Genomic DNA, 19066 nt, shown 5'->3' with positions numbered 1-19066 from the left:
CGCTGACACACCCCGTGCGGCAGTAGCCCGTCAGGCCGCGCAGGAGCCGGTGCTGACGCGGCCCGTGGCGGTCGGGGAGGCGTCGAGGGCCGGGCGGACCTGGTCGGCGGTGAGGACGAAGCCCGTGTCGCCCTGGTCGACCGCGGCGCCGAACACGACGCCGATCACGCGGCCCTGCGGGTCGACCAGCGGGCCGCCCGAGTTCCCCGACCGGACCTGCCCGCGGATCGTGTAGACGTCGCGGGTGACGGTCTCGCTCTCGTAGATGTTCGGGCCGCGCAACTGGATCCGCTGGCGGACCTTCGCCGGCGAGGACGAGAACGGGCCGTCGAGGGGGTAGCCGAGCGCCACCGCGTTGTCGCCGGTCTCGGCGCTCGCGAAGTCGAACTCGAGCGGGTCCGCGTCGAGCCCGGGCACCGCGAGCACGGCGACGTCGACCTCGTCGTCGTAGTAGACGACCCGCGCCGAGCGGGTGCGGGCGTCGCCGTCGGAGGTCGGGACCTCGACCGACACCTCGTCGGTGCCGGCGACGACGTGCGCGTTGGTCATCACCCGGTCCTCGCCGATGACGAAGCCGGTGCCCTCGAGGGCGCGCTGGCACGACGGCGCGCGGCCGCGGACCTTGAGCACGCTGGAGCGGGCCTGCTGCACCACGGGGTCCTCGACGAGCGCCTGCTCGGGCGGCGGGACGTCGGCGATCGGCGTCGAGGAGAACGGGCTCAGCACGTCCGGGAAGCCCGAGGCGTCGAACAGCGCGCGCAGCTCGTTGGGCAGCTGGCGCAGCGGGGTCGGCATCACGGCGTCGACGCCGGCGAGCACCCGCGAGTCGCGCAGCGAGGAGGCGAGCGCGGTCTCCGACGAGCCCGCCAGCGGCAGCGCGATCAGCCAGGCGACGATCAGCGCGGTGACCGCCTGCAGGATCGAGCCGAAGAACGAGTCGACGGTGCGCACCGCGGGCAGGCGCATCCGGTCGCGCAGCGCGCGCCCCAGGTACACCCCGAGCGTCTCGCCCAGCGCGACGAGCGCGACCACGAGCAGGACGCTCACGACGATCTTCGAGGTGGTGCCCTCGAAGGTGTCGACGAGCGCGGGCGCGATCTTCAGGCCGAGCAGCGCGCCGCCGAGCACGCCGAGGAAGCTCAGGGCGGCCACGGCGAGCCCGTGGCGCCACCCGGAGATGCCCGCGGCGATCGCCAGCAGCACGACGACGACGTCGACCCAGCTCACCGGATCGGCCCTCCTTCGGCGGCCGTGTCCGGCCGGCTCGGCGCGCGGTGCGCGGTGCTCAGATCGTGCCGCTGCGCCCACACCTCGTCGAGGTCACGCACGTCGGAACCGTCCCAGGGTCTCGCCCACCCGCCCAGGGTCAGCATCCAGTCCACCAGACCGGCCGTGAAGCCCCAGACGAGCAGTCCTCCTGCGGCGAACGCGGGACCGGTGTATCCCGAGGGCCCCGTGACGCGGAACCGCGTGGCCGGGTCGGCCAGCGTCGCGACCGGCACGCGCACCACCGCGGCGGTCTCGCCGGGGTCGACGACGTGCACCGGGGACGGGCGCGCCCAGTGCGCGAGCACGGGCGTCACCGCGAAGCCGGTGACCGGGATGGTCAGGGGCGGCAGGGTCAGCAGGGGGGCGACGCCGTCCGGGTCGAGCCCGGTCTCCTCCCGGGCCTCGCGCAGCGCCGCGCCGACGGGGCCGGTGTCCTCGGGGTCGATCGCCCCGCCGGGGAACGCCGCCTGGCCCGCGTGGGCGCGCATCTCGGCCGCGCGCTCGGTGAGCAGCAGCTCCGGGCCGTGCCCGGCGTCCGCGAAGAGCATGAGCACCGCCGCACGCCGCCCGCCCGGCGAACCACGCCGGCGGAACGGGACGTCGTCGGGGCCGAGGCGCCGGCACGCGTCCACGAGCGGGGTGAGCCAGGCCGGCGCGGCGTCGGGACGGACGTCCTCGTGACCCGGGCTCACCGCGCGGCCCCCCGGGCCGTGTCGACCGCCGCCCGCACCTGCTCGGGCGTGCGCAGGGCCTGCGGCGGGATGTCGACGACGGTGCCGTCGGCGCGCACGAGCACGCTCGCCGGCAGGATCGGCGGCGCGCCCAGCTTCGGCCCGACGACCTGGTCGGGGTCGCTCACCGACGGGTAGCGCGCGCCCAGGCTCTCGAGCAGCCCGAGCGCGGTCGTCGCGCGGTCGGCGGCGTCGACGCCCACCACGGCGACGGCCCCGGGCTGCTCCGCGTAGGCCTGCAGCGCCGGGATCTCCTCGCGGCACGGCCCGCACCAGGACGCCCACAGGTTGACCAGCGTCTCGCGCCCGCCGAGCGCGGCGGCGAGGTCGACCGGGCCCGGGGCGCCCAGGCACTCCAGCGTCACGCCGGCGAGCGCGGCGACCGGCGCGGCGCCGGGCACCGGGGCCGGGCACGGCGCGAGCCCGGCCGAGGCGCGGGCGTCGGCGAGCGCGCCCGGCTCGTCGGGACCCGCGTCCCGCGCCGGCTGCAGCACCGAGGAGGAATCGGCCGTGGGCGGGGCCGGCTCCCCCCGCGGCCACAGCGCGATGACGCCGACGACGACGAGCACCACGACCACGAGCGTGGCCCGGATCTCCGCGCGGGTCACCGCTCGAGGCCGACGAGGGCGAGGAGGTGGTCGGCGTCGGGACCCTTGACGAGCTTCGCGGCCTTGACCGGGTCGAGCTCGCCGGTCTGCGACGACGGGCAGTCGCGCCGGATCGAGCAGGCGCCGCACGCCGGCTTCTTGGCGTGGCAGACGCGGCGGCCGTGGAAGATCAGCCGGTGGGAGAGCATCGTCCAGTCCTTGCGCGGGATGAGCTCGCCCACCTCCTTCTCCACCTGCACCGGGTCCTCCGACGTCGTCCACGCGAAGCGGCGCGCGAGGCGCCCGAAGTGCGTGTCGACGGTGATCCCGGGGACGCCGAAGGCGTTGCCGAGCACGACGTTGGCGGTCTTGCGCCCCACGCCGGGCAGGGTGACGAGGTCCTCCAGGCGCCCCGGCACCACGCCGTCGAAGCGCTCCACCAGCGCGGCCCCGAGCTTCGTCACCGACTCGGCCTTGGCCCGGAAGAAGCCGGTCGGGCGCAGGATCTCCTCGAGCTCGTCGCGGTCCGCGGCCGCGAACGCCGCGGCGTCCGGGTAGCGGGCGAAGAGCCCCGGCGTCACCCGGTTGACCGTGACGTCGGTGGTCTGCGCCGACAGGACGGTGGCGACGAGCAGCTCGAGCGGCGAGGTGAAGTCCAGCTCGCAGTGCGCGTCGGGGTGGGCGATCGCCAGCCCGCGATCGATGCGTCGGGCCCGCCGCACGAGGGCGAGTCGGCTCTCGTCCCCGGCGGCGCGGGCTGCCCTGCTCACCCACCCAGGGTAGGGCCCGGCCCGTCGGCGCCCGGCCGGAGGTGCTGGTCGGAACGGTTCCGCGACACGCCCGACGGGCCCCCGGTGCGTGACGCCGCAGGTCGGTGCGGGACGATGCGCACACCATGACCGCCTGGCTCGCCATCCTCATCCCTCTGCTGGTGATGGTCTTCGCGCTCGGCATGGAGCGCCTCGAGACCCGCCTGCGGTCGGGCACCGTGCGCGAGGACGAGGTCGAGGACTTCCTCGAGCGCGCCCGGCCCGACGAGGTCAAGGCACTGTTCCGCCAAGGCATCGGCGGCGCACTCCAGCTGTTCCGGCTGCGGAACCTCGGCAAGCGCGGGGGTCCACGGCGAACCAAGGAACGGGCCTGACGCTCACGCACGGCAGCGACGCTTCGGGATCTCGGGGGCTATGATGGTCCGATCGGGCGAATACCGGGTGCGAGCCCGGCGGATCGGCCCCGATGCGGTGAGTCCCGACGGCACCACGTGGCGCGATCACGGGTACGGACGTGACTATGCTGTTACGGCGAACGTGACTGGTGACACAGAGGTGCGGGCGCGGGCCGACGGTCCGGCGCCCGTGCGCAGGTGAACTGAGAGTGGGCGAGGAGCGCACGGTGGACGAGGTACTGGCGCGGGCCGGGATCTTCCAGGGGGTCGACCCCGCCGCGATCGAGGTGCTCACGGAGTCCCTCGAGCGCGTGGAGTTCCCTCGCGGGACGGTCATCTTCAACGAGGGTGAGCCCGGCGACCGGCTCTACATCGTGTCGACCGGCAAGGTGAAGATCGGCCGCCGTTCCCCGGACGGCCGCGAGAACCTGCTGTCGATCTTCGGCCCGTCCGACATGTTCGGCGAGCTCTCCATCTTCGACCCGGGTCCGCGCACCTCGACGGCCACGACCGTCACCGACGTGCGCGCCTACACGATGGACCGCAACGCGCTCCGCGAGTGGATCGCCCAGCGGCCCGAGATCGCCGAGCAGCTCCTGCGCGTCGTCGCCCGCCGGCTGCGCCGCACGAACAACCTGCTCGCCGACCTCATCTTCACCGACGTGCCCGGCCGCGTCGCCAAGGCGCTGCTGCAGCTCGCGCAGCGCTTCGGCTCGCAGGAGGCCGGCCTGCTGCGCGTCACGCACGACCTCACGCAGGAGGAGATCGCCCAGCTCGTCGGCGCCTCCCGCGAGACCGTCAACAAGGCGCTCGCCGACTTCGCCGCCCGCGGCTGGCTGCGCCTCGAGGGCAAGAGCGTCCTCATCCTCGAGCCCGACCGCCTGGCCCGCCGCGCTCGATAGCTCCAGGGTCCGCCGGCCACTACCGTCGGGGGCCATGACCCGGATGCTCGACCTGCGGGTCCGGGCATCGGACTCGCCGTACGTCGAGCGCGTGTGGCGCAGCGTCGCCGCGGGCGGCCCGATGGCCTCCGTCGCCGGCGCCCACCAGGAGATCGTCGTCTGGGGTGGGCCGGGGGCCGTGCGGGTCGAGGTCCGCGGACCGGAGACCCGCCCCTGCACCCTCGACGTCCCGCCCGGGCTCACCGCGGTGGGCATCGTCCTCGCGCACGGCACCTCGATGCCGCACCTCCCGGCGCCGACGCTGGTCGACGCCACCATCGCGTGCCCGAGCACCGGGCCCCGCCGGTTCGTGCTGCGCGGCGAGGAGTGGACCGCCCCGGCGTACGACGACGTCGAGATGCTGGTCGGGCGCCTGGTTCGCGGCGGAGTCCTCGTGCGGGACCCGCTCGTCGACGACGTCCTGGGCGGCGGCGCCCCGCGGGTCGGCGCGCGGTCGCGCGAGCGGCGGGTCCGCGCGGCGACGGGGTTGAACCGCCGCGTCATCCACGGCATCGAGCGCGCCCGCGCCGCCGCGGTCCTGCTGAGCGAGGGGCGGACCCCGCTCGACGTCGTCGGGCTGCTGGACTTCCACGACCACCCGCACCTGGCGCACGCGATGACCCGCTTCGTCGGCCGCAGCGCCTCGGGGCTGCGGGCGCGCGACGTCGACGTGTCGCTCGCGTACAAGGCCGACGCGCAGGGGCGCTCCTAGCGTGCTGCGCATGCCCACCTTCACCGCCCCCGACGGCGCCCACCTGTCCTACACCGACGTCGGGACCGGGCCGCCGGTCCTGCTGCTCCACGGCTGGTCGCTCGACGCCACCATGTGGGAGTACCAGGTCTCGGCGCTCGTCGAGGCGGGGTTCCGCTGCGTGACGCCCGACCGCCGCGGGCACGGCCGGTCCGAGGTGGCCGGCACCGGCTACGACATCGACACCCTCGCCGACGACGTCGCCGCGCTCGCCGAACACCTCGACCTGCGCGAGGTCACGCTGGTCGCGCACAGCATGGGCACCTGCGAGGCCGTCCGCTGGCTCGGCCGCGGCCCCGACCGGGTGGCCCGCGCGGTGCTCGTCGGCGCGATGACCCCCTACCTGGTCGGCGTCGTCGGGCCGGGGTTCGTCGACGCGCTGGTCGCCGACCTGCGCGCCGACCGCCCGGCGTGGTTCGCCGACGGAGCGCCCGCCTACTTCGCGACCACCGGCACCGGCGCCTGGGTCTCCCAGGCTCTGGTCGACGACGGGGTGCGCACGATCCTGCGCACGCCGCTCGAGGTGCAGATCGCGTGCCTGCGGACCTTCGCCGGCACCGACCTCAGCGACGACCTCGCCCGGGTCGCCGTGCCGGTCCTGGTGGTGCACGGGGACGCCGACGCGTCCGCGCCGTTCGAGATCACCGGCAAGCCGACCGCGGAGCTCCTCCCGAAGGCCCGCCTGCGCCTGTACCCCGGCGGCCCGCACGGGCTCTACGTCACCGCCAAGGACGCGGTCACCGCCGACCTCCTCGACTTCGTCGCGACCGGCGCCTGACGCGTGCGCCCCGACCCGGCCGCCCGCTTCGTCGCCGCCCTGCACGCGGCGCACGACCCGGCCGAGGTGGCCACGGTCCGCCGCCGGGTCGCCGCGGACGACGAGGTGATCGGCATGCGCATGCGCGACCTCTTCGCCGCCGCGAAGGCCGCCACGGGGATGCCGCTCGCCGACGTCGACGGCCTGCTCGACAGCCCCGTCTACGAGGTGCGGATGGGCGCGCTGTGCATCATGGACTTCCGCGCGAAGGACCGGCGGGTCACGCCCGACGAGCGCGCGGAGCTCTACCGGCTGTACCTGGATCGCCACGACCGGATCACCACGTGGGACATGGTCGACCGGGCGGCACCGTCGGTCGTCGGGGGCCGGCTGCTCGGGCGCGACCCGGCGCCGCTGGCCCGGCTGGCCGCCGCGCCCGAGCCGCTGCGCCGGCGCACCGCGATCACCGCGCCACTGTGGTTCGTGCGCCACGGCGGGCTCGCGGACGTCGAGCACGTCTTCCCGCTGGCCGCCGCGCTCGCCGGCGACCCCGACCCGTCGGTGAGCGCCGCCGTCGGCATCGCCCTCGAGCACGCCGGCGCCCGGCACCCGCAGGCCGCGGCGGCCTTCCTCGACGCCCACGGCGCGACCCTGCCGCGCCCCGTGCTGCGGGCGGCGATGAGCAAGCTCCCCGCCCCGTAGGACCGGTCAGCCGCCGGCGCGGCGCAGGTGCGCGAGCTGGGCGGCCACCGACTGGTCGGCCGCCGGCCAGAGCGACTGGTCGACGTCGGCGTAGACGATCTCGACGACCTCGCGCGGCGCCGGTTCCGGGCCGAGCTCGCGCAGCGCCGCGCGCACCTGGTCGAGGCGTTCCTCGCGGTGGCGCAGGTAGTACCGGGCGGTGTCCCCGGCGTCGGGCAGGTCGGGGCCGTGCCCGGGCAGCAGCGTCGTGCCGGGCGGGAGCTCGGCGAGGCGGCGCAGCGAGGCGAGGTAGTCGGTGAGGGCGCCGTCGTGGTCACCGAGCACGGTGGTGCCGCGCCCGAGCACCGTGTCGCCGGTGAGGACGCTGCCGTCGTCGTCGACCACGAGGCACAGGGAGTCGTCGGTGTGGCCCGGCGTCACGAGCACCCGCAGGTCGAGCCCGGCGACCGCGAGACGCTCCCCCGCGGCGAGCCCCTCGGCGCCCAGGCTCAGCGCCGGGTCCAGCGCCCGGACCGGCGCGCCCACGCGCTCGGCGAACGTGCGGGCGGCCTCGGTGTGGTCGAGGTGGCGGTGGGTCAGGACGACGAGCTCGACCGGCCCGCAGTCGGCGAGGCGGTCGAGGTGCGTCGGGTCCTCGGGGCCCGGGTCGACCACGACGCAGCCCGGCTGGCCGGGCGCGCGCAGGATCCAGGTGTTCGTGCCGTCGAGGGTCATCGGCGACGGGTTGTCGGCGAGGACCACCGACGCGGCCGCGGTGACCGGACGCAGCTGCTCGTAGGCCGGGTGCGCCGGCGCGTCGGGCCCGGGGACGACCCGCCCGCTCATCGCTGCGCCCCGATCGCGTGGGCGGGGACCGCGATCCCGACCCGCTCGCCGGCGGGCCGCAGGCTCGGGGTCACCGGCTCCGGGCGGCGCCCGGCCGCCGACGCCAGCAGCGTCGCGACGTCGGGCGCCGCGGCGAGCTCGGTCAGCACCGCCCACGTCGGCGGCATCAGCGCCCGGTCGGTGTCCTCCCACTCCCGCAGCGCGCGGGACGGCGCGCACCACCCGGCCCCGACCGCCTCGCTCGTCGCGCCGTCGGGCTCCTGGCCCTCCGGCACGGCGGCGACGAAGAACGCGGTGTCGTAGCGGCGCGGCATCGGTTCCGGCGTCAGCCAGCGCGCCCAGGGCCGCAGCCGGTCGGCGGCGAGGCGCCCGACGACGTCGCGCATCCCGATCTCCCGGGCCGCGAGGCGCTCACGGGTGCCGGGCGCCGGCGCGGCGACGTCCGCGAGCAGGACCCCGGTCTCCTCGTAGGTCTCGCGCGCCGCGCAGGCGAGCAGCGCCGCGGCGTCGGTGGGCGTGGTCCCCCAGCTCGCCGCGGCCTGCGCCGCCGCGTCCGCGTCGACGAGCCCGTCGGCGAGGGCGGTGCGGTCGCCGGCGTCGAGGCCGCCGCCGGGGAAGACCGACATGCCCGCCGCGAAGGCCATGCCGTCCGCGCGCTGGAGCAGGAAGACCTCGAGGCCGTCGGCGCCGTCGCGGGCGAGGATCACCGAGGTCGCCGCCCGCAGCTCGCCGGGCGGGCGCCCCTCGAGCTTCTCGAAGGCGGGGCGGTCCATCCCGAACCGCGGAGGCAGGTCGACGAGATCGGTGGTCACCCGCCGCACCCTAGGCGTGGGGCCGCCTGCTCGCCGGGGCCGCTCACGCCTCGTGCGGCGGGCCGTCCTCGTCGTCGTGGTCCCGCCGGTGCGGCAGGCCGTGACCGTTGACGGGGCCGTGCCCGTTGGTGCCGGCCCCGTTCGTCCCCGCGGCGCCGGGGGGCGGGCCCTGCCACGGCCCGGGGCGGCCCGGTCCCGGCGGCGGGCCCGTCGGGCGGGGCCGGGGCGCGGTGGCGTCCTCGGACCCGGGCGGGGCCGCGGGCGGGCGTCCGAGCAGGGGATCCGGGCTCTCGGGGGCGAGGCGCTCCCGGGAGGCCAGCTCCTCGTGCAGGCGCGCCAGGAGCTCGCGCTCGCGCTCGGAGAGCTGCACGTCGAACGAGTCGGGACCCGACGACGCGGGCGGCCGCGGGCCGGACGGCGCCTCGGGCTGCTCGACCGGGCGTGCCGGGGAGGGGGCCGCCTGCCCGGGCCACTCGACCGGGCCGGTGGCCGCGTCGCCGGCGCGGTCGTGGCCGTCGACCTCGGGCCCGTGCCGGTGGCCGTTGGTCGGCGCCGCCGGGGCCGGCAGGTCCGCCGGCAGCTCGATCTCGCCGGTCTCGTGGCGGCTGTGCCGGGCGCGCCGGACCTGGCCGTTCGCGGCGGCCGGGGTCTCCGGCGCGGGCACGTCGGGGCGCGGCCCGACCACGGGCATGTCGCCGGTGGCCGCGTCCGGGTCGACCGGCGCCGTCTCCCGCGCCGGGGCCGGGTCCGGCGCCGCGGTGAGCGGGTCGTCGTCGCCGGGCCCGAAGGTCGGGCCGACCGGGCCCTCGCTCCACGTCGAGATCGGGTGCTCGTCGGAGAGGATCTCGTCGGGCGGCGGCACGCGCCAGAGCGCCGCGATGCGCTCGGCGGTGACGTCGGGGTCGAGATCGACCGGTGCGGGCTCGGAGGTCTCAGGGGGCTCGGAGGGCTCGGAGGTCTCGGCGGGCTGGGGCGCTGCGGCGGCCGGGGGCGGGGTCACCGGCGACCGGGGCGGCTCGCTGTGGGCCGCCTCGACCTGCGGGGCCCGCTCCGGCGCCGGCGCGGCGCGCTCCAGCGGGTCGCGGCCCGCGGACGCGACGGTGCGGTACTCCTCGTCGGCGGGCTCGGCCGGTGCGTCCGGGGCGTCCGCCGGCTCCTCCGCCGCCGGTGCGACCGGCGCCGTGACGGGCGGGGTGACGGGCGGGGTGACGGTCGGCGCGGGGGTGGCCACACCGAACGGCGGGACCTCCTCGTCGCCGCGGCGCCACGTCGGCGCGGGGTCCGCCCGGCGGGGGCGCACGGGAGCCGCGGGCCCGGCCTCGAGCGGGCGGGCGGCCCGGACGGCGGCGCGGTGGTAGGCGGGGAGCTCGGCCCCGGCCGCGAACACCTCGACCGACACGGCCCCGTGCTCCCGGGCGGCGTGGGCCACGTGGTGGGCCACGTGCTCGCAGTCGTCGGCGGAGCGGGTCTCGACGAGGACGACCCGGTGGGGCACGGGCCCGGGCGCGGTGCCGGCCGGCGTGGTCCGCCAGCACTGGTGCACCCGCTGCACGCCGGGCAGGCGGGCGGCGGCCCGCGCGACGGCCTCGCCCGCCCCGCCCGCCGCGGCGGCGCCGGAGGGCGGGTCGGCGGTGAAGCGGTGCTCGTCGCGCCGGTCGGCCTCGGGGTCGCGGGGCAGGGCGTCGACCAGCTCGGGGTCGACCCGGGACGCGGCGAACCAGCGCCCCAGGACGGCGTGCTCGCGCGCGGTGACGCCCGCGCCGGCCGCCAGCAGGCAACCGCCGAGCAGCTCGGCCGCGGCCGCCTCGTCCTCCACGGCCACGAGCTCGCGCACCGAGGTCAGCGCGTCGTCGTCGATCCGCCCGGCCAGCGACAGCAGCACCTCGTGGCGCCCGCCCGGCTCGGACGGTCCGCCGCCCGGCCGGGGTTCGTGCCCAGCGCCGGCGCTCGGGGGGCCGGACGGCCGCCCGGGCGGGCCGGCGTGCGCGTCACGGACCTCGGCCTCGACCGGACCGGACGCGAGCCACGGCCCGAGGCCCTCGTCGGCGGGAGCGTCGCCGGGGGCCTCGGCGGGAGCGTCCTCCGGGGCCGGGTCCGGGCCGGCCGCGACGGGCTCGTCCGCGACGGGCTCGTCCTCGACCGGCCCCTCCTCGACCGGCTCGGCGGCGGCCGCCACGGGGACCGCCGGGATCGCCGGGACCTCGGCCGGCTCGTCCTGCGCCGCCGCCCGCTCCAGCGCCGCCAGGGCCTGCTCGGCGAGCAGCCGCTGCGACATCGGCGCCACGGGCACCTCCGCGGGGTCCTCGGCCCGGGGCTCGACGGGCGCGTCGGTGTCGTCGGTGGCCTCGACGGCGTCCCCGGCCGGCTCCGGCGTGACCGCCGCGGCGCGCTGGCGGCGACGCTCGGCCACCCGGCGCCAGGCGGCGAGCGCCACCGGGTCGCGGTCCGGGCGCTCGGCGCCGGCCTGATCGTCGCGGACCGACCACGGCGGGAGGTTCGCGAGATCGCCCCGGCCGCCGGCGAGGCCGTCGAGCTCACCGAGCCCGCCGATCTCCCCGAAGCCGCCGATGTCGCCGAAGCCGAACCGGCCGATGCGCGGCGGGTCCTCGGCGCGGCGGCGGGCGAGCTCGGGGGTGTCGAGCTCCGGGCGGTCCTCGCCGGTCATGTCCCGCTCAGCCATGGCCCACCAGCTCCCCGGCCTGCGCGCCGAGCCCGGCGCGGGTGGGCGAGGGCACGCGGCCCTCGGTGGAGCGCCACAGCACCTCGGACGCCGCGAGCGCCGCCCGGTGGTAGGGCGAGGCCGGGGCCGTCGGCCCGAGCACCTCGACGCACGGGTCGGCCTCGCCGCGGGCCCGCAGCGCGCGCTGCACGGCGCCGGCCAGGGCCGCGCGGTCGGCGGTGGCGTCGGCCGCCACCAGCACGATCCGCACCGGCCCGTGGGCCCCGGCGCGCCGGGCCCGGCGGATCGCGGTGACACCGGCGGTCACGGGGGCCAGCGCGCGCAGCACGAGGTCGGTGTCGTCCCAGCCGGGCCCGGCGGCGGGCTCGGTGAACGTCACCGCCGGCTCGGGCGCCGCGTCGACGTGCAGCACCGCGTCGACCAGCCGCGCCGGCCCGCCCCAGGCGAGCACCGCGGAGCGCAGGCGCGCCCGCTCGTCCTCGGTGACCCCGACCCGGTGCCGCAGGAGCGCCCGGGGCAGCGCCGTGCGCAGCGCGACGTGCGCACCGCAGGACAGCCAGTCGCGCAGGCGCCAGAGCAGGCGGTCCGGCAGTCGCCCGGCCATGGCCAGCAGGACGTCGTGACACGCCCGCTCGGCCTCGTCGGACGACGCGGTCCGGGATCCGGTCCCGGTCCTCGATTCCACGCTCTGCGCTCCGATCCGCCGCGGCGTTCCCGCCGGCCCGCCCGGTGCCGGGCGGGTCCTCTTCCAGCTCACGTGAGGTCGACGACGACCTCAACCTCGACCGGGGCGTTCAGCGGCAGCGCCGCGACTCCGATCGCCGAGCGGGCGTGCTCACCCGCCGAGCCGAAGACCGCGCCCAGGAGCTCCGAGGCACCGTTGACCACACCGGGCTGACCGCCGAACCCGGGGGCGGAGGCCACGAAGCCGACGACCTTGACCACCGACGCCACCGCCTCGAGCCCGACCAGCGCGTCGATCGCGGCGAGGGCGTTCAGCGTCGCGATGCGGGCGTAGGCGGCCGCGTCGTCGGGGTCGACCTCGGCGCCGACCAGCCCGGTGGCCGGGAGCTCGCCGCCGACCAGCGGCAGCTGGCCCGACGTCCACACCTGGCCGCCCGTGCGCTTCGCCGGCACGTAGACGCCCTTGGGCGTCGCGACCGGCGGGAGCTCGAGACCGAGCGCCGCCAGCCGCTCGCGCGGTCCGTCGCTCATCCCCGCGGCTTCTTCAGGTACGCCACGTGCTGCTCACCGGTGGGGCCGGGGAGCACGGTGACCAGCTCCCAGCCGTCCTCTCCCCACTGGTCGAGGATCTGCTTGGTCGCGTGGGTCAGCAACGGCACCGTCGCGTACTCCCACTTCACGGCGTCGGCACTCATGTCCGCGAGGGTAGAGAAGGCCCCCGACCCCGCTGTGACCCGGACCCCGTGCGCACCGCCCGCGGGGCCCGCCGACCGGGCCTAGGGTGGATGCCGTGACCGATCAGCGCTGGCCCGCCGCCCTCGCCGAGGCCCGGCTGCACGTGGTGAGCGGCAAGGGCGGCACGGGCAAGACGACACTGGCCGCGGCCCTGGCCCTGGCGCTCGCCGCGGGGGGCCGCCGCACCCTGCTCGTCGAGGTCGAGGGCCGGCAGGGCATCGCCCAGGTCTTCGACACCCCGCCCCTGCCGTACGCCGAGCAGCGGATCGCCGTCGCCCCCGACGGCGGCGAGGTCCGCGGGCTGTCGGTGGACGCCGAGGCGGCCCTGCTCGAGTACCTCGAGATGTTCTACAACCTCGGCCTCGCCGGGCGGACCCTGCGGCGGATGGGCGCGATCGAGTTCGCGACCACGCTCGCGCCGGGCCTGCGCGACGTCCTGCTCACCGGCAAGGTCAAGGAGTGCGTCGGGCGCACCGTCGGCGAGGACCGGCGCGGCGGCCGGCGCGTCCCGCTCTACGACGCGGTCGTCCTCGACGCCCCGCCGACCGGGCGCGTCGTGAAGTTCCTCGACGTCACCAAGGCGATGGGCTCGCTGGCGCGCACCGGGCCGATCCACTCTCAGAGCGAGGGCGTGGTCGAGCTGCTGCACTCCTCGCGCACCGCGGTGCACCTGGTGACCCAGCTGGAGGACCTGCCCGTGCAGGAGACCCTCGACACGGTCGAGGAGATCCGCGAGGCCGGGCTGCCGATGGGCGGGGTGCTGGTCAACCGCGTCCGCCCCTCGCGCCTGCCGGCCACCGCGCTCACCGGGGCCGCCACCGGCGCGGGCCTCGGCGCCGGGCTGCGCTCCGGGCTGGAGGCCGCGGGCCTGTTCCTCAAGGACGAGGAGGTGGACGGGCTGGTCAGCGAGACCGTCGAGCACGCCGAGCGGGTGCAGGTCGAGGCCGCCGTGCGGTCGGGACTGGACGCCGCCGGGCTGCCACAGCTCGAGCTGCCCGAGCTCACCGAGGGCGTCGACCTGGGCGGGATCTACGAGCTGGCCGAGCTGCTGCGCGAGCAGGGGGTGCGCTGATGACGGAGACGACACGCTCGGGGCGGCCCCGCCACCTCGACCTCGACAAGCTGCTCGGCGACCGCGCCACCAAGGTGCTCGTCTGCTGCGGCTCGGGCGGGGTCGGCAAGACGACCACCGCGGCCTCGCTGGCCCTGCGGGCCGCCGAGCAGGGCCGCCGCGTCGTGGTGCTGACCATCGACCCGGCGCGCCGGCTCGCGCAGTCGCTGGGGCTCGAGGAGCTCGACAACGAGCCGCGCACCGTGCCGGGCGCGCTGCCGCCGGGAGCGGGCGCCGGCGAGCTGCAGGCGATGATGCTGGACATGCGCCGGACCTTCGACGAGATGGTCTCCGGGCACACCACGCCCGACCGCGCGCAGGCGATCTTCGACAACCCCTTCTACCAGACCATCTCCACGTCGTTCTCCGGGACGCAGGAGTACATGGCGATGGAGAAGCTCGGGCAGCTCACCGCCACCGGCGAGTGGGACCTCGTGGTGGTCGACACCCCGCCGTCGCGCTCGGCGCTGGACTTCCTCGACGCCCCGCAGCGGCTCTCGTCGTTCCTCGACGGGCGCATGATCCGGCTGCTCTCGGCGCCCGCGCGCGCCGGCGGCAACGCCTTCCGCAAGATCGTCGGCTCGACGTTCAACCTGTTCGCCAAGGCCGTGTCGACGATCCTGGGCGGGCAGATGCTCGCCGACGCGTCGGCGTTCGTGCAGGCCTTCGACACGCTCTTCGGCGGCTTCCAGGAGCGCGCGAACAAGACCTACCAGCTGCTGCGCGCCCCGGGCACCCAGTTCGTCGTGGTGGCGGCGCCCGAGCCCGACGCCCTGCGCGAGGCCAGCTACTTCGTCGAGCGCCTGTCGGCCGAGAAGATGCCGCTCGCGGGCCTGGTGCTCAACCGCACCCACCCCGTGCACGCCACGCTCTCGGGCGCCCGGGCCCGGGAGGGCGCCGAGACGCTCGAGGCCTCGCGCGGGGACGAGCTCGCCGCCGCGGTGCTGCGCCTGCACGCCGACCGCGTCGAGACCGCGGAGCGCGAGCGCCGCGTGCTCGGCCGCTTCACCCGCGCGCACCCCACGGTGCCGATCGTCGACGTGCCCGCCATGGCCACCGACGTGCACGACCTCGAGGGTCTGCGCGAGATCGGCCGCCGGCTGGCGTCCTGACGTCAGCCGGCGTGCCGGCGGCCGCCCTCCGTGCCGCCCTCGGCGGCGTCCGGCGCCGGGCGGGACGCCCGGCGCTCGCGGGCCGCGGGCACGTGCGGGTTGGCGGGCGGGCTCGCGGCCGCGGCCCGGCGCGCCGACTCGAGCAGCGCCGCCCACGAGATGACGTCCGGGCGGCGCTTGAGCAGCGCGCGCCGCTCGCGCTCGGTCATGCCGCCCCACACCCCGAAGCGGATGCGGTTGTCCAGCGCGTGGGCCAGGCACTCGGTGCGCACCGGGCACGCCCGGCACACCTCGCGGGCGTCGCGCTGCTGCGCGCCCTGCACGAACAAGGTGTCCGGGTCCTCGTCACGGCAGCGCGCGGAGTGCCGCCAGTCGATCGAGGTCGCCCCGCCCGCCGGCATCGACTCACCTGTCACGTCGTGTCCCCACCCTCTGTTCCCCGTGCGGGCCCCTCGTCCGTGGACACACCTCCCCGCAGGTGGGTCCCCGTGCGCGCTCCGGATCGGTCCCCGGGCGCGGCCGGCCCGTCGTTGGGGTCTGACGCACTCTAGGAGCGCCCGGTTCCCCCCACAACGAAATCGGAAGGATCCGTGACGATCCGTGCGCGCGGGGCCACGGCACGCGCGCCGCACCGACAGGCCCCACACCACGCACCGCGTACCCTCGTCGCCGTGGCGAGGGGCGGACGGAACATCGGGGCGAAGGTCCGGCCGATCACGAAGCTCCTGGCGGTCTGCCTGGTGGCCGGCGTGATCGCGGCCGGCATGGCCTTCCCGTTCGTCGGCGGCGTGGGGCTGCTGTCGAACGACGCGAGCGACACCGTCAACGCGACGTCCTCGGACCTCGCGGCGGGCCAGCTGCCCGGTGTCACGACGGTCATGGACAACCAGGGCGCCCCGATCGCCTACCTCTACGAGCAGAACCGCACCCCGGTCTCGCTGCAGCAGATGTCGCCCGCGATGCGCGGCGCGATCGTCGCCATCGAGGACCGCCGGTTCTACGAGCACGACGGCGTCGACTGGACCGGCACGCTGCGCGCGCTGGTGACCAACCAGACCGCGGGCTCCACCCAGCAGGGCGCCTCGACGCTCACGCAGCAGTACATCAAGAACTACCAGCTCTACGTCACCGCGCAGACCGAGTCCGAGCGGCTGCAGGCCACCGAGCCGACCTACGCCCGCAAGCTGCGCGAGGTCCGCGTCGCCCTGCAGCTCGAGCGCGAGCTCGCCTCCGGTCGCACCAAGCGCGACGCCAAGGACGAGGTCCTCGAGCGCTACCTCAACATCGTCTTCCTGGGCAACAACTCCTACGGCGTCGCCGCCGCGGCGCGCACGTACTTCAACACCACGCCCGACCGCCTCACGATCCCGCAGTCGGCGATGCTCGCCGGGATGGTGCAGTCGACCACCCAGTTCGACCCGACCCGCCACCCGCAGGCCGCGACCGGCCGGCGCAACGAGGTCATCAACCAGATGCTGGGCCAGGGCATGATCACCCAGCAGCAGGCGCAGGAGGCCGTCGCCTCGCCGCTGGGGATCGTCGAGCCGCTGGCGACGCCGCCCAACGGGTGCATCGGCGCCGGCAACGCCGCGTTCTTCTGCAAGTACGTCGTCGACTACCTCGGCGAGTCGGGCATCTCGTCCGAGCAGATCAACCGGGGCGGCTACACCATCCGCACCACGCTCGACCGCAACGCCATGAACGTCATGCAGCAGGCGCTCAACGACGAGGTCCCCGCCCGCCAGCGCAACGTCGCCGACGTCATGGCCACGGTGCAGCCCGGCCGCGAGAAGCACCGCGTCGTCGCGATGGGCGCCAACCGCGTGTTCGGCGTCGACGGCGACGCCCAGGAGACCAGCTACGGGCTGCCCTGGGAGCCGGTGAACCTCGGCGCGGGCTCGACCTACAAGATCTTCACGGCGGCCGCCGCCCTGCAGGAGGGGCTCGGCATCAACTACCAGATGCCGATCCCGCCCGACGGCTACGCGTCGCCGATCTACCGCGACGGCAGCGGCCGGCCGTTCCCGGTGCGCAACGCCGAGGAGGGGCTCGCCCCGTTCCTGAGCATGACCGACGCGCTGGCGCAGTCGCCGAACACCGGGTTCGTCAAGCTCATGGAGACCACCGGCGTGCCCCCGGTCGTGGACATGGCGGTCAAGCTCGGCCTGCGCTCGCTCGCCGACCCCGGCCCGAACGGCGAGTCCATCGCCGACACCGCCCGCGAGCAGAACCAGGGCTCGTTCACCCTCGGCGTCACGCCGACCAGCACGCTCGAGCTCGCCAACGTCGGCGCCACGCTGGGCTCGAGCGGCATGTGGTGCCCGCCGAGCCCCATCGAGTCGATCACCGACACGAGCGGCGCGCCGGTGCCCGTCGCCGAGCAGCCCTGCGAGCAGGTGGTCGACCCGGCCCTGGCCGACACCCTGATGACCGGCCTGAGCAAGGACGACCAGCCCGGCGGCACCGCGGCCGCCGCGGCCGCCGCCAACGGCTGGAACCGGCCCCTCTCGGGCAAGACGGGGACCACGCAGAACAACCGCTCCGCGGCGTTCCTCGGCTTCAACACGCAGTACGCGGGCGCGGTCATCACGTTCGACGACTCCTCGTCCCCCCGCACGCTGTGCGACGGCGGCGGCGACAGCCCGCCGTTCCCCTGCGGCGACGGCAACCTCTTCGGCGGCACCACGCCGGCCCGAACCTGGTTCAAGGCCATGAACCCGCTGTTCGCGCCGCTGCCGGTGGCCCCGCTGCCCCCGACGAGCCCGCGCTACCTGCAGGGCGGCTCGAACGAGCAGGTCCCCGAGGTCGTCGGCGACCGGGCCGAGGAGGCCACCGAGGAGCTGCAGGACGCCGGGTTCCGGGTCGAGCAGCAGGTCGTCGGCAACCGCGCGCCCGCGGGCACGGTCGTCGGCCAGAACCCGCGCGGCTCGGTGCTGCCCGACCAGGTCGTCACCATCCAGGTCTCGAACGGGACGGTGCCGGCGGCGCCGTCGCCGCCGAGCGGGCCGCCGCTGGTCGGCGCCCTGAACGGAGGGGGCGGATGAGCGGGCTCCTGCGTCGCACCGCGGCGGTCGGGGCGGGCCTGAGCGCCGCCGGCGCGCTCGGGCTCGGCTACGCCGTCGGCGTCGAGCGGCAGTGGTTCACGCTGCGGCGGGCCCGGCTCGAGGTGCTCGACCCCGTCACGGCCGCCGGCCGCTCCCTGCGGGTCCTGCACCTCTCGGACCTGCACCTGCGGCCCGGCCAGCGTCTCGAGCAGCGGTTCGTCGAGGGTCTCGCGGCCCTCGAGCCGGACCTCGTGGTCGACACCGGCGACAACCTGTCCCACACCCGCGCCGTCCCCGCGGTGCTGCGCGCCCTCGGCGGGCTGCTCGACCGGCCCGGCCTCGTCGTCTGGGGCAGCAACGACTACCACGGCCCGAAGCCGAAGAACCCGAGCCACTACCTGTTCCGCCCGCAGCACCGCGTCCTCGGGCCCGAGCTGCCGTGGCGCGACCTGCGCGCGGCGATGCTCGAGCACGGCTGGCTGGACGCGACCCACGCCCGGCACACGCTGACGGTCAACGGCGTGCGGATCGCCGCCGCCGGCGTCGACGACCCGCACATCGGCCGCGACGACTACGACCGCATCGCCGGGCCCGCCGACGAGCCGTGCGACCTGCGGCTGGGCCTGACCCACTCCCCCGAGCCGCGGGTGCTCGACGCGTTCGCCGCCGACGGCTACGACCTCGTGCTCGCCGGGCACACCCACGGCGGGCAGCTGCGGCTGCCCGGCTACGGCGCGATCGTCACCAACTGCGGGCTCGACCGCTCGCGGGCGCGGGGCGCGTCGCGCTGGGGCGAGCACATGCGCCTGCACGTCTCGGCCGGTCTGGGCACCTCGCCGTACGCGCCCGCGCGGTTCTCGTGCCGCCCCGAGGCGACGCTGCTGGAGCTCGTGCCGCGCACGTCGGGGCCCGCGGCGGCGTCCGCGCCCGCGGCCGCACGCCAGGGGCATCCCCCGTCGGCCCGCTCGGGAGCGGACGGGTAGAGTCTCGACTGCGCGATCGCCTCCGGGGTGTGGCGCAGCTTGGTAGCGCGCCTCGTTCGGGACGAGGAGGCCGTGGGTTCGAATCCCGCCACCCCGACACCGCCGTCCAAGGCCCCCATCCACCGTGTGGATGGGGGCCTTCGTCGTTCCGGACCAGTGACGTTGCTTCCCTCGTCC

Annotated in this window: 20 protein-coding genes and 1 tRNA gene; 10 read left to right on the top strand and 11 right to left on the bottom strand. The window is 76.6% G+C overall.

The annotated features are described in order from the left end of the window. Positions 1-30: 30 nt before the first annotated feature. From ACFPK1_RS15040 to nth, 4 genes are read right to left on the bottom strand one after another with little or no spacing between them, the layout of a single operon-like run. Positions 31-1227 carry a MarP family serine protease gene (locus tag ACFPK1_RS15040; RefSeq protein ID WP_378021737.1) on the bottom strand — a complete coding sequence of 399 codons (1197 nt, stop codon included), beginning with the start codon at positions 1225-1227 and terminating at the stop codon, positions 31-33. Further along, complete coding sequence (locus ACFPK1_RS15035; RefSeq protein WP_378021736.1) at positions 1224-1961, bottom strand: NUDIX hydrolase; 738 nt, start codon at positions 1959-1961, stop codon at positions 1224-1226. Before ACFPK1_RS15035 ends, ACFPK1_RS15040 begins: the two co-directional genes overlap by 4 nt. Next, complete coding sequence (locus ACFPK1_RS15030) at positions 1958-2608, bottom strand: TlpA disulfide reductase family protein (RefSeq protein ID WP_378021735.1); 651 nt, start codon at positions 2606-2608, stop codon at positions 1958-1960. Before ACFPK1_RS15030 ends, ACFPK1_RS15035 begins: the two co-directional genes overlap by 4 nt. Beyond that, on the bottom strand, positions 2605-3357 hold the full coding sequence (gene nth / locus ACFPK1_RS15025; protein WP_378021734.1) for an endonuclease III: 753 nt from the start codon (positions 3355-3357) through the stop codon (positions 2605-2607). The genes ACFPK1_RS15030 and nth overlap by 4 nt, the downstream gene beginning before the upstream one ends. A 125-nt stretch (positions 3358-3482) precedes the next feature. Between nth and ACFPK1_RS15020 the strand changes: the two genes are divergently transcribed. From ACFPK1_RS15020 to ACFPK1_RS15000, 5 genes are all read left to right on the top strand, one after another. After that, positions 3483-3731: a hypothetical protein gene (locus ACFPK1_RS15020; protein ID WP_133826455.1), complete on the top strand. Its 249-nt coding sequence runs from the start codon at positions 3483-3485 to the stop codon at positions 3729-3731. Between the two features lie 248 nt (positions 3732-3979). After that, positions 3980-4654 (top strand): Crp/Fnr family transcriptional regulator, encoded by a 675-nt coding sequence (locus ACFPK1_RS15015; protein ID WP_116708603.1) that lies wholly within the window; start codon positions 3980-3982, stop codon positions 4652-4654. 34 nt (positions 4655-4688) lie between these two features. Then, on the top strand, positions 4689-5405 hold the full coding sequence (locus ACFPK1_RS15010; protein ID WP_378021733.1) for an AraC family transcriptional regulator: 717 nt from the start codon (positions 4689-4691) through the stop codon (positions 5403-5405). 10 nt (positions 5406-5415) lie between these two features. Further along, positions 5416-6222: an alpha/beta fold hydrolase gene (locus ACFPK1_RS15005; protein ID WP_378021732.1), complete on the top strand. Its 807-nt coding sequence runs from the start codon at positions 5416-5418 to the stop codon at positions 6220-6222. A gap of 3 nt (positions 6223-6225) precedes the next feature. Further along, on the top strand, positions 6226-6903 hold the full coding sequence (locus ACFPK1_RS15000; protein ID WP_378021731.1) for a DNA alkylation repair protein: 678 nt from the start codon (positions 6226-6228) through the stop codon (positions 6901-6903). Between the two features lie 6 nt (positions 6904-6909). Here ACFPK1_RS15000 and ACFPK1_RS14995 read toward each other — a convergent pair whose 3' ends face one another. The 6 genes from ACFPK1_RS14995 to ACFPK1_RS14970 all read right to left on the bottom strand — a co-directional run bounded on the left by ACFPK1_RS14995 (position 6910) and on the right by ACFPK1_RS14970 (position 12599). Then, positions 6910-7728, bottom strand: coding sequence for an MBL fold metallo-hydrolase (locus tag ACFPK1_RS14995; protein ID WP_378021730.1), 819 nt, complete (start codon positions 7726-7728; stop codon positions 6910-6912). After that, positions 7725-8540 carry an NUDIX hydrolase gene (locus ACFPK1_RS14990; RefSeq protein ID WP_378021729.1) on the bottom strand — a complete coding sequence of 272 codons (816 nt, stop codon included), beginning with the start codon at positions 8538-8540 and terminating at the stop codon, positions 7725-7727. The genes ACFPK1_RS14995 and ACFPK1_RS14990 overlap by 4 nt, the downstream gene beginning before the upstream one ends. 43 nt (positions 8541-8583) lie before the next feature. Further along, positions 8584-11220, bottom strand: a complete 2637-nt coding sequence (locus tag ACFPK1_RS14985; protein ID WP_378021728.1) for a hypothetical protein — start codon at positions 11218-11220, stop codon at positions 8584-8586. Further along, complete coding sequence (locus tag ACFPK1_RS14980) at positions 11213-11905, bottom strand: hypothetical protein (RefSeq protein WP_378021727.1); 693 nt, start codon at positions 11903-11905, stop codon at positions 11213-11215. The genes ACFPK1_RS14985 and ACFPK1_RS14980 overlap by 8 nt, the downstream gene beginning before the upstream one ends. 68 nt (positions 11906-11973) lie before the next feature. Further along, positions 11974-12435, bottom strand: a complete 462-nt coding sequence (locus tag ACFPK1_RS14975; RefSeq protein ID WP_378021726.1) for a RidA family protein — start codon at positions 12433-12435, stop codon at positions 11974-11976. Beyond that, positions 12432-12599 carry a DUF4177 domain-containing protein gene (locus ACFPK1_RS14970; RefSeq protein WP_337704865.1) on the bottom strand — a complete coding sequence of 56 codons (168 nt, stop codon included), beginning with the start codon at positions 12597-12599 and terminating at the stop codon, positions 12432-12434. Before ACFPK1_RS14970 ends, ACFPK1_RS14975 begins: the two co-directional genes overlap by 4 nt. Before the next feature lie 95 nt (positions 12600-12694). On the opposite strand from ACFPK1_RS14970, the gene bagA reads away from it, so the two are divergent. Both bagA and bagB read left to right on the top strand, forming a co-directional pair. Beyond that, positions 12695-13711 carry an ATPase BagA gene (bagA, locus tag ACFPK1_RS14965; RefSeq protein ID WP_378021725.1) on the top strand — a complete coding sequence of 339 codons (1017 nt, stop codon included), beginning with the start codon at positions 12695-12697 and terminating at the stop codon, positions 13709-13711. Beyond that, positions 13711-14862, top strand: a complete 1152-nt coding sequence (gene bagB, locus ACFPK1_RS14960) for an ATPase BagB (RefSeq protein WP_378021724.1) — start codon at positions 13711-13713, stop codon at positions 14860-14862. Before bagA ends, bagB begins: the two co-directional genes overlap by 1 nt. Before the next feature lie 2 nt (positions 14863-14864). Here the strand turns inward: bagB and ACFPK1_RS14955 are convergent, their stop codons facing one another. Next, positions 14865-15263 (bottom strand): WhiB family transcriptional regulator, encoded by a 399-nt coding sequence (locus ACFPK1_RS14955; RefSeq protein WP_378021926.1) that lies wholly within the window; start codon positions 15261-15263, stop codon positions 14865-14867. Between the two features lie 270 nt (positions 15264-15533). Here ACFPK1_RS14955 and ACFPK1_RS14950 point away from each other — a divergent pair, with 270 nt between their 5' ends. The 3 genes from ACFPK1_RS14950 (at position 15534) to ACFPK1_RS14940 (ending at position 18986) form a co-directional block, all read left to right on the top strand. Further along, positions 15534-17906: a penicillin-binding protein gene (locus ACFPK1_RS14950; RefSeq protein WP_378021723.1), complete on the top strand. Its 2373-nt coding sequence runs from the start codon at positions 15534-15536 to the stop codon at positions 17904-17906. Beyond that, entirely contained in the window at positions 17903-18889 is a 987-nt protein-coding gene (locus ACFPK1_RS14945) for a metallophosphoesterase (RefSeq protein ID WP_378021722.1), read from the top strand. Before ACFPK1_RS14950 ends, ACFPK1_RS14945 begins: the two co-directional genes overlap by 4 nt. 23 nt (positions 18890-18912) lie before the next feature. Beyond that, positions 18913-18986: transfer RNA gene (locus ACFPK1_RS14940), tRNA-Pro, on the top strand. The last annotated feature ends 80 nt before the right edge of the window (positions 18987-19066 follow it).

It is taken from the genome of Actinomycetospora rhizophila (assembly GCF_042657905.1).
Lineage (GTDB): Bacteria > Actinomycetota > Actinomycetes > Mycobacteriales > Pseudonocardiaceae > Actinomycetospora > Actinomycetospora rhizophila.
Note: the sequence above shows the minus strand (reverse complement) of the source record. Positions and strands in the feature narration are given on the sequence as shown.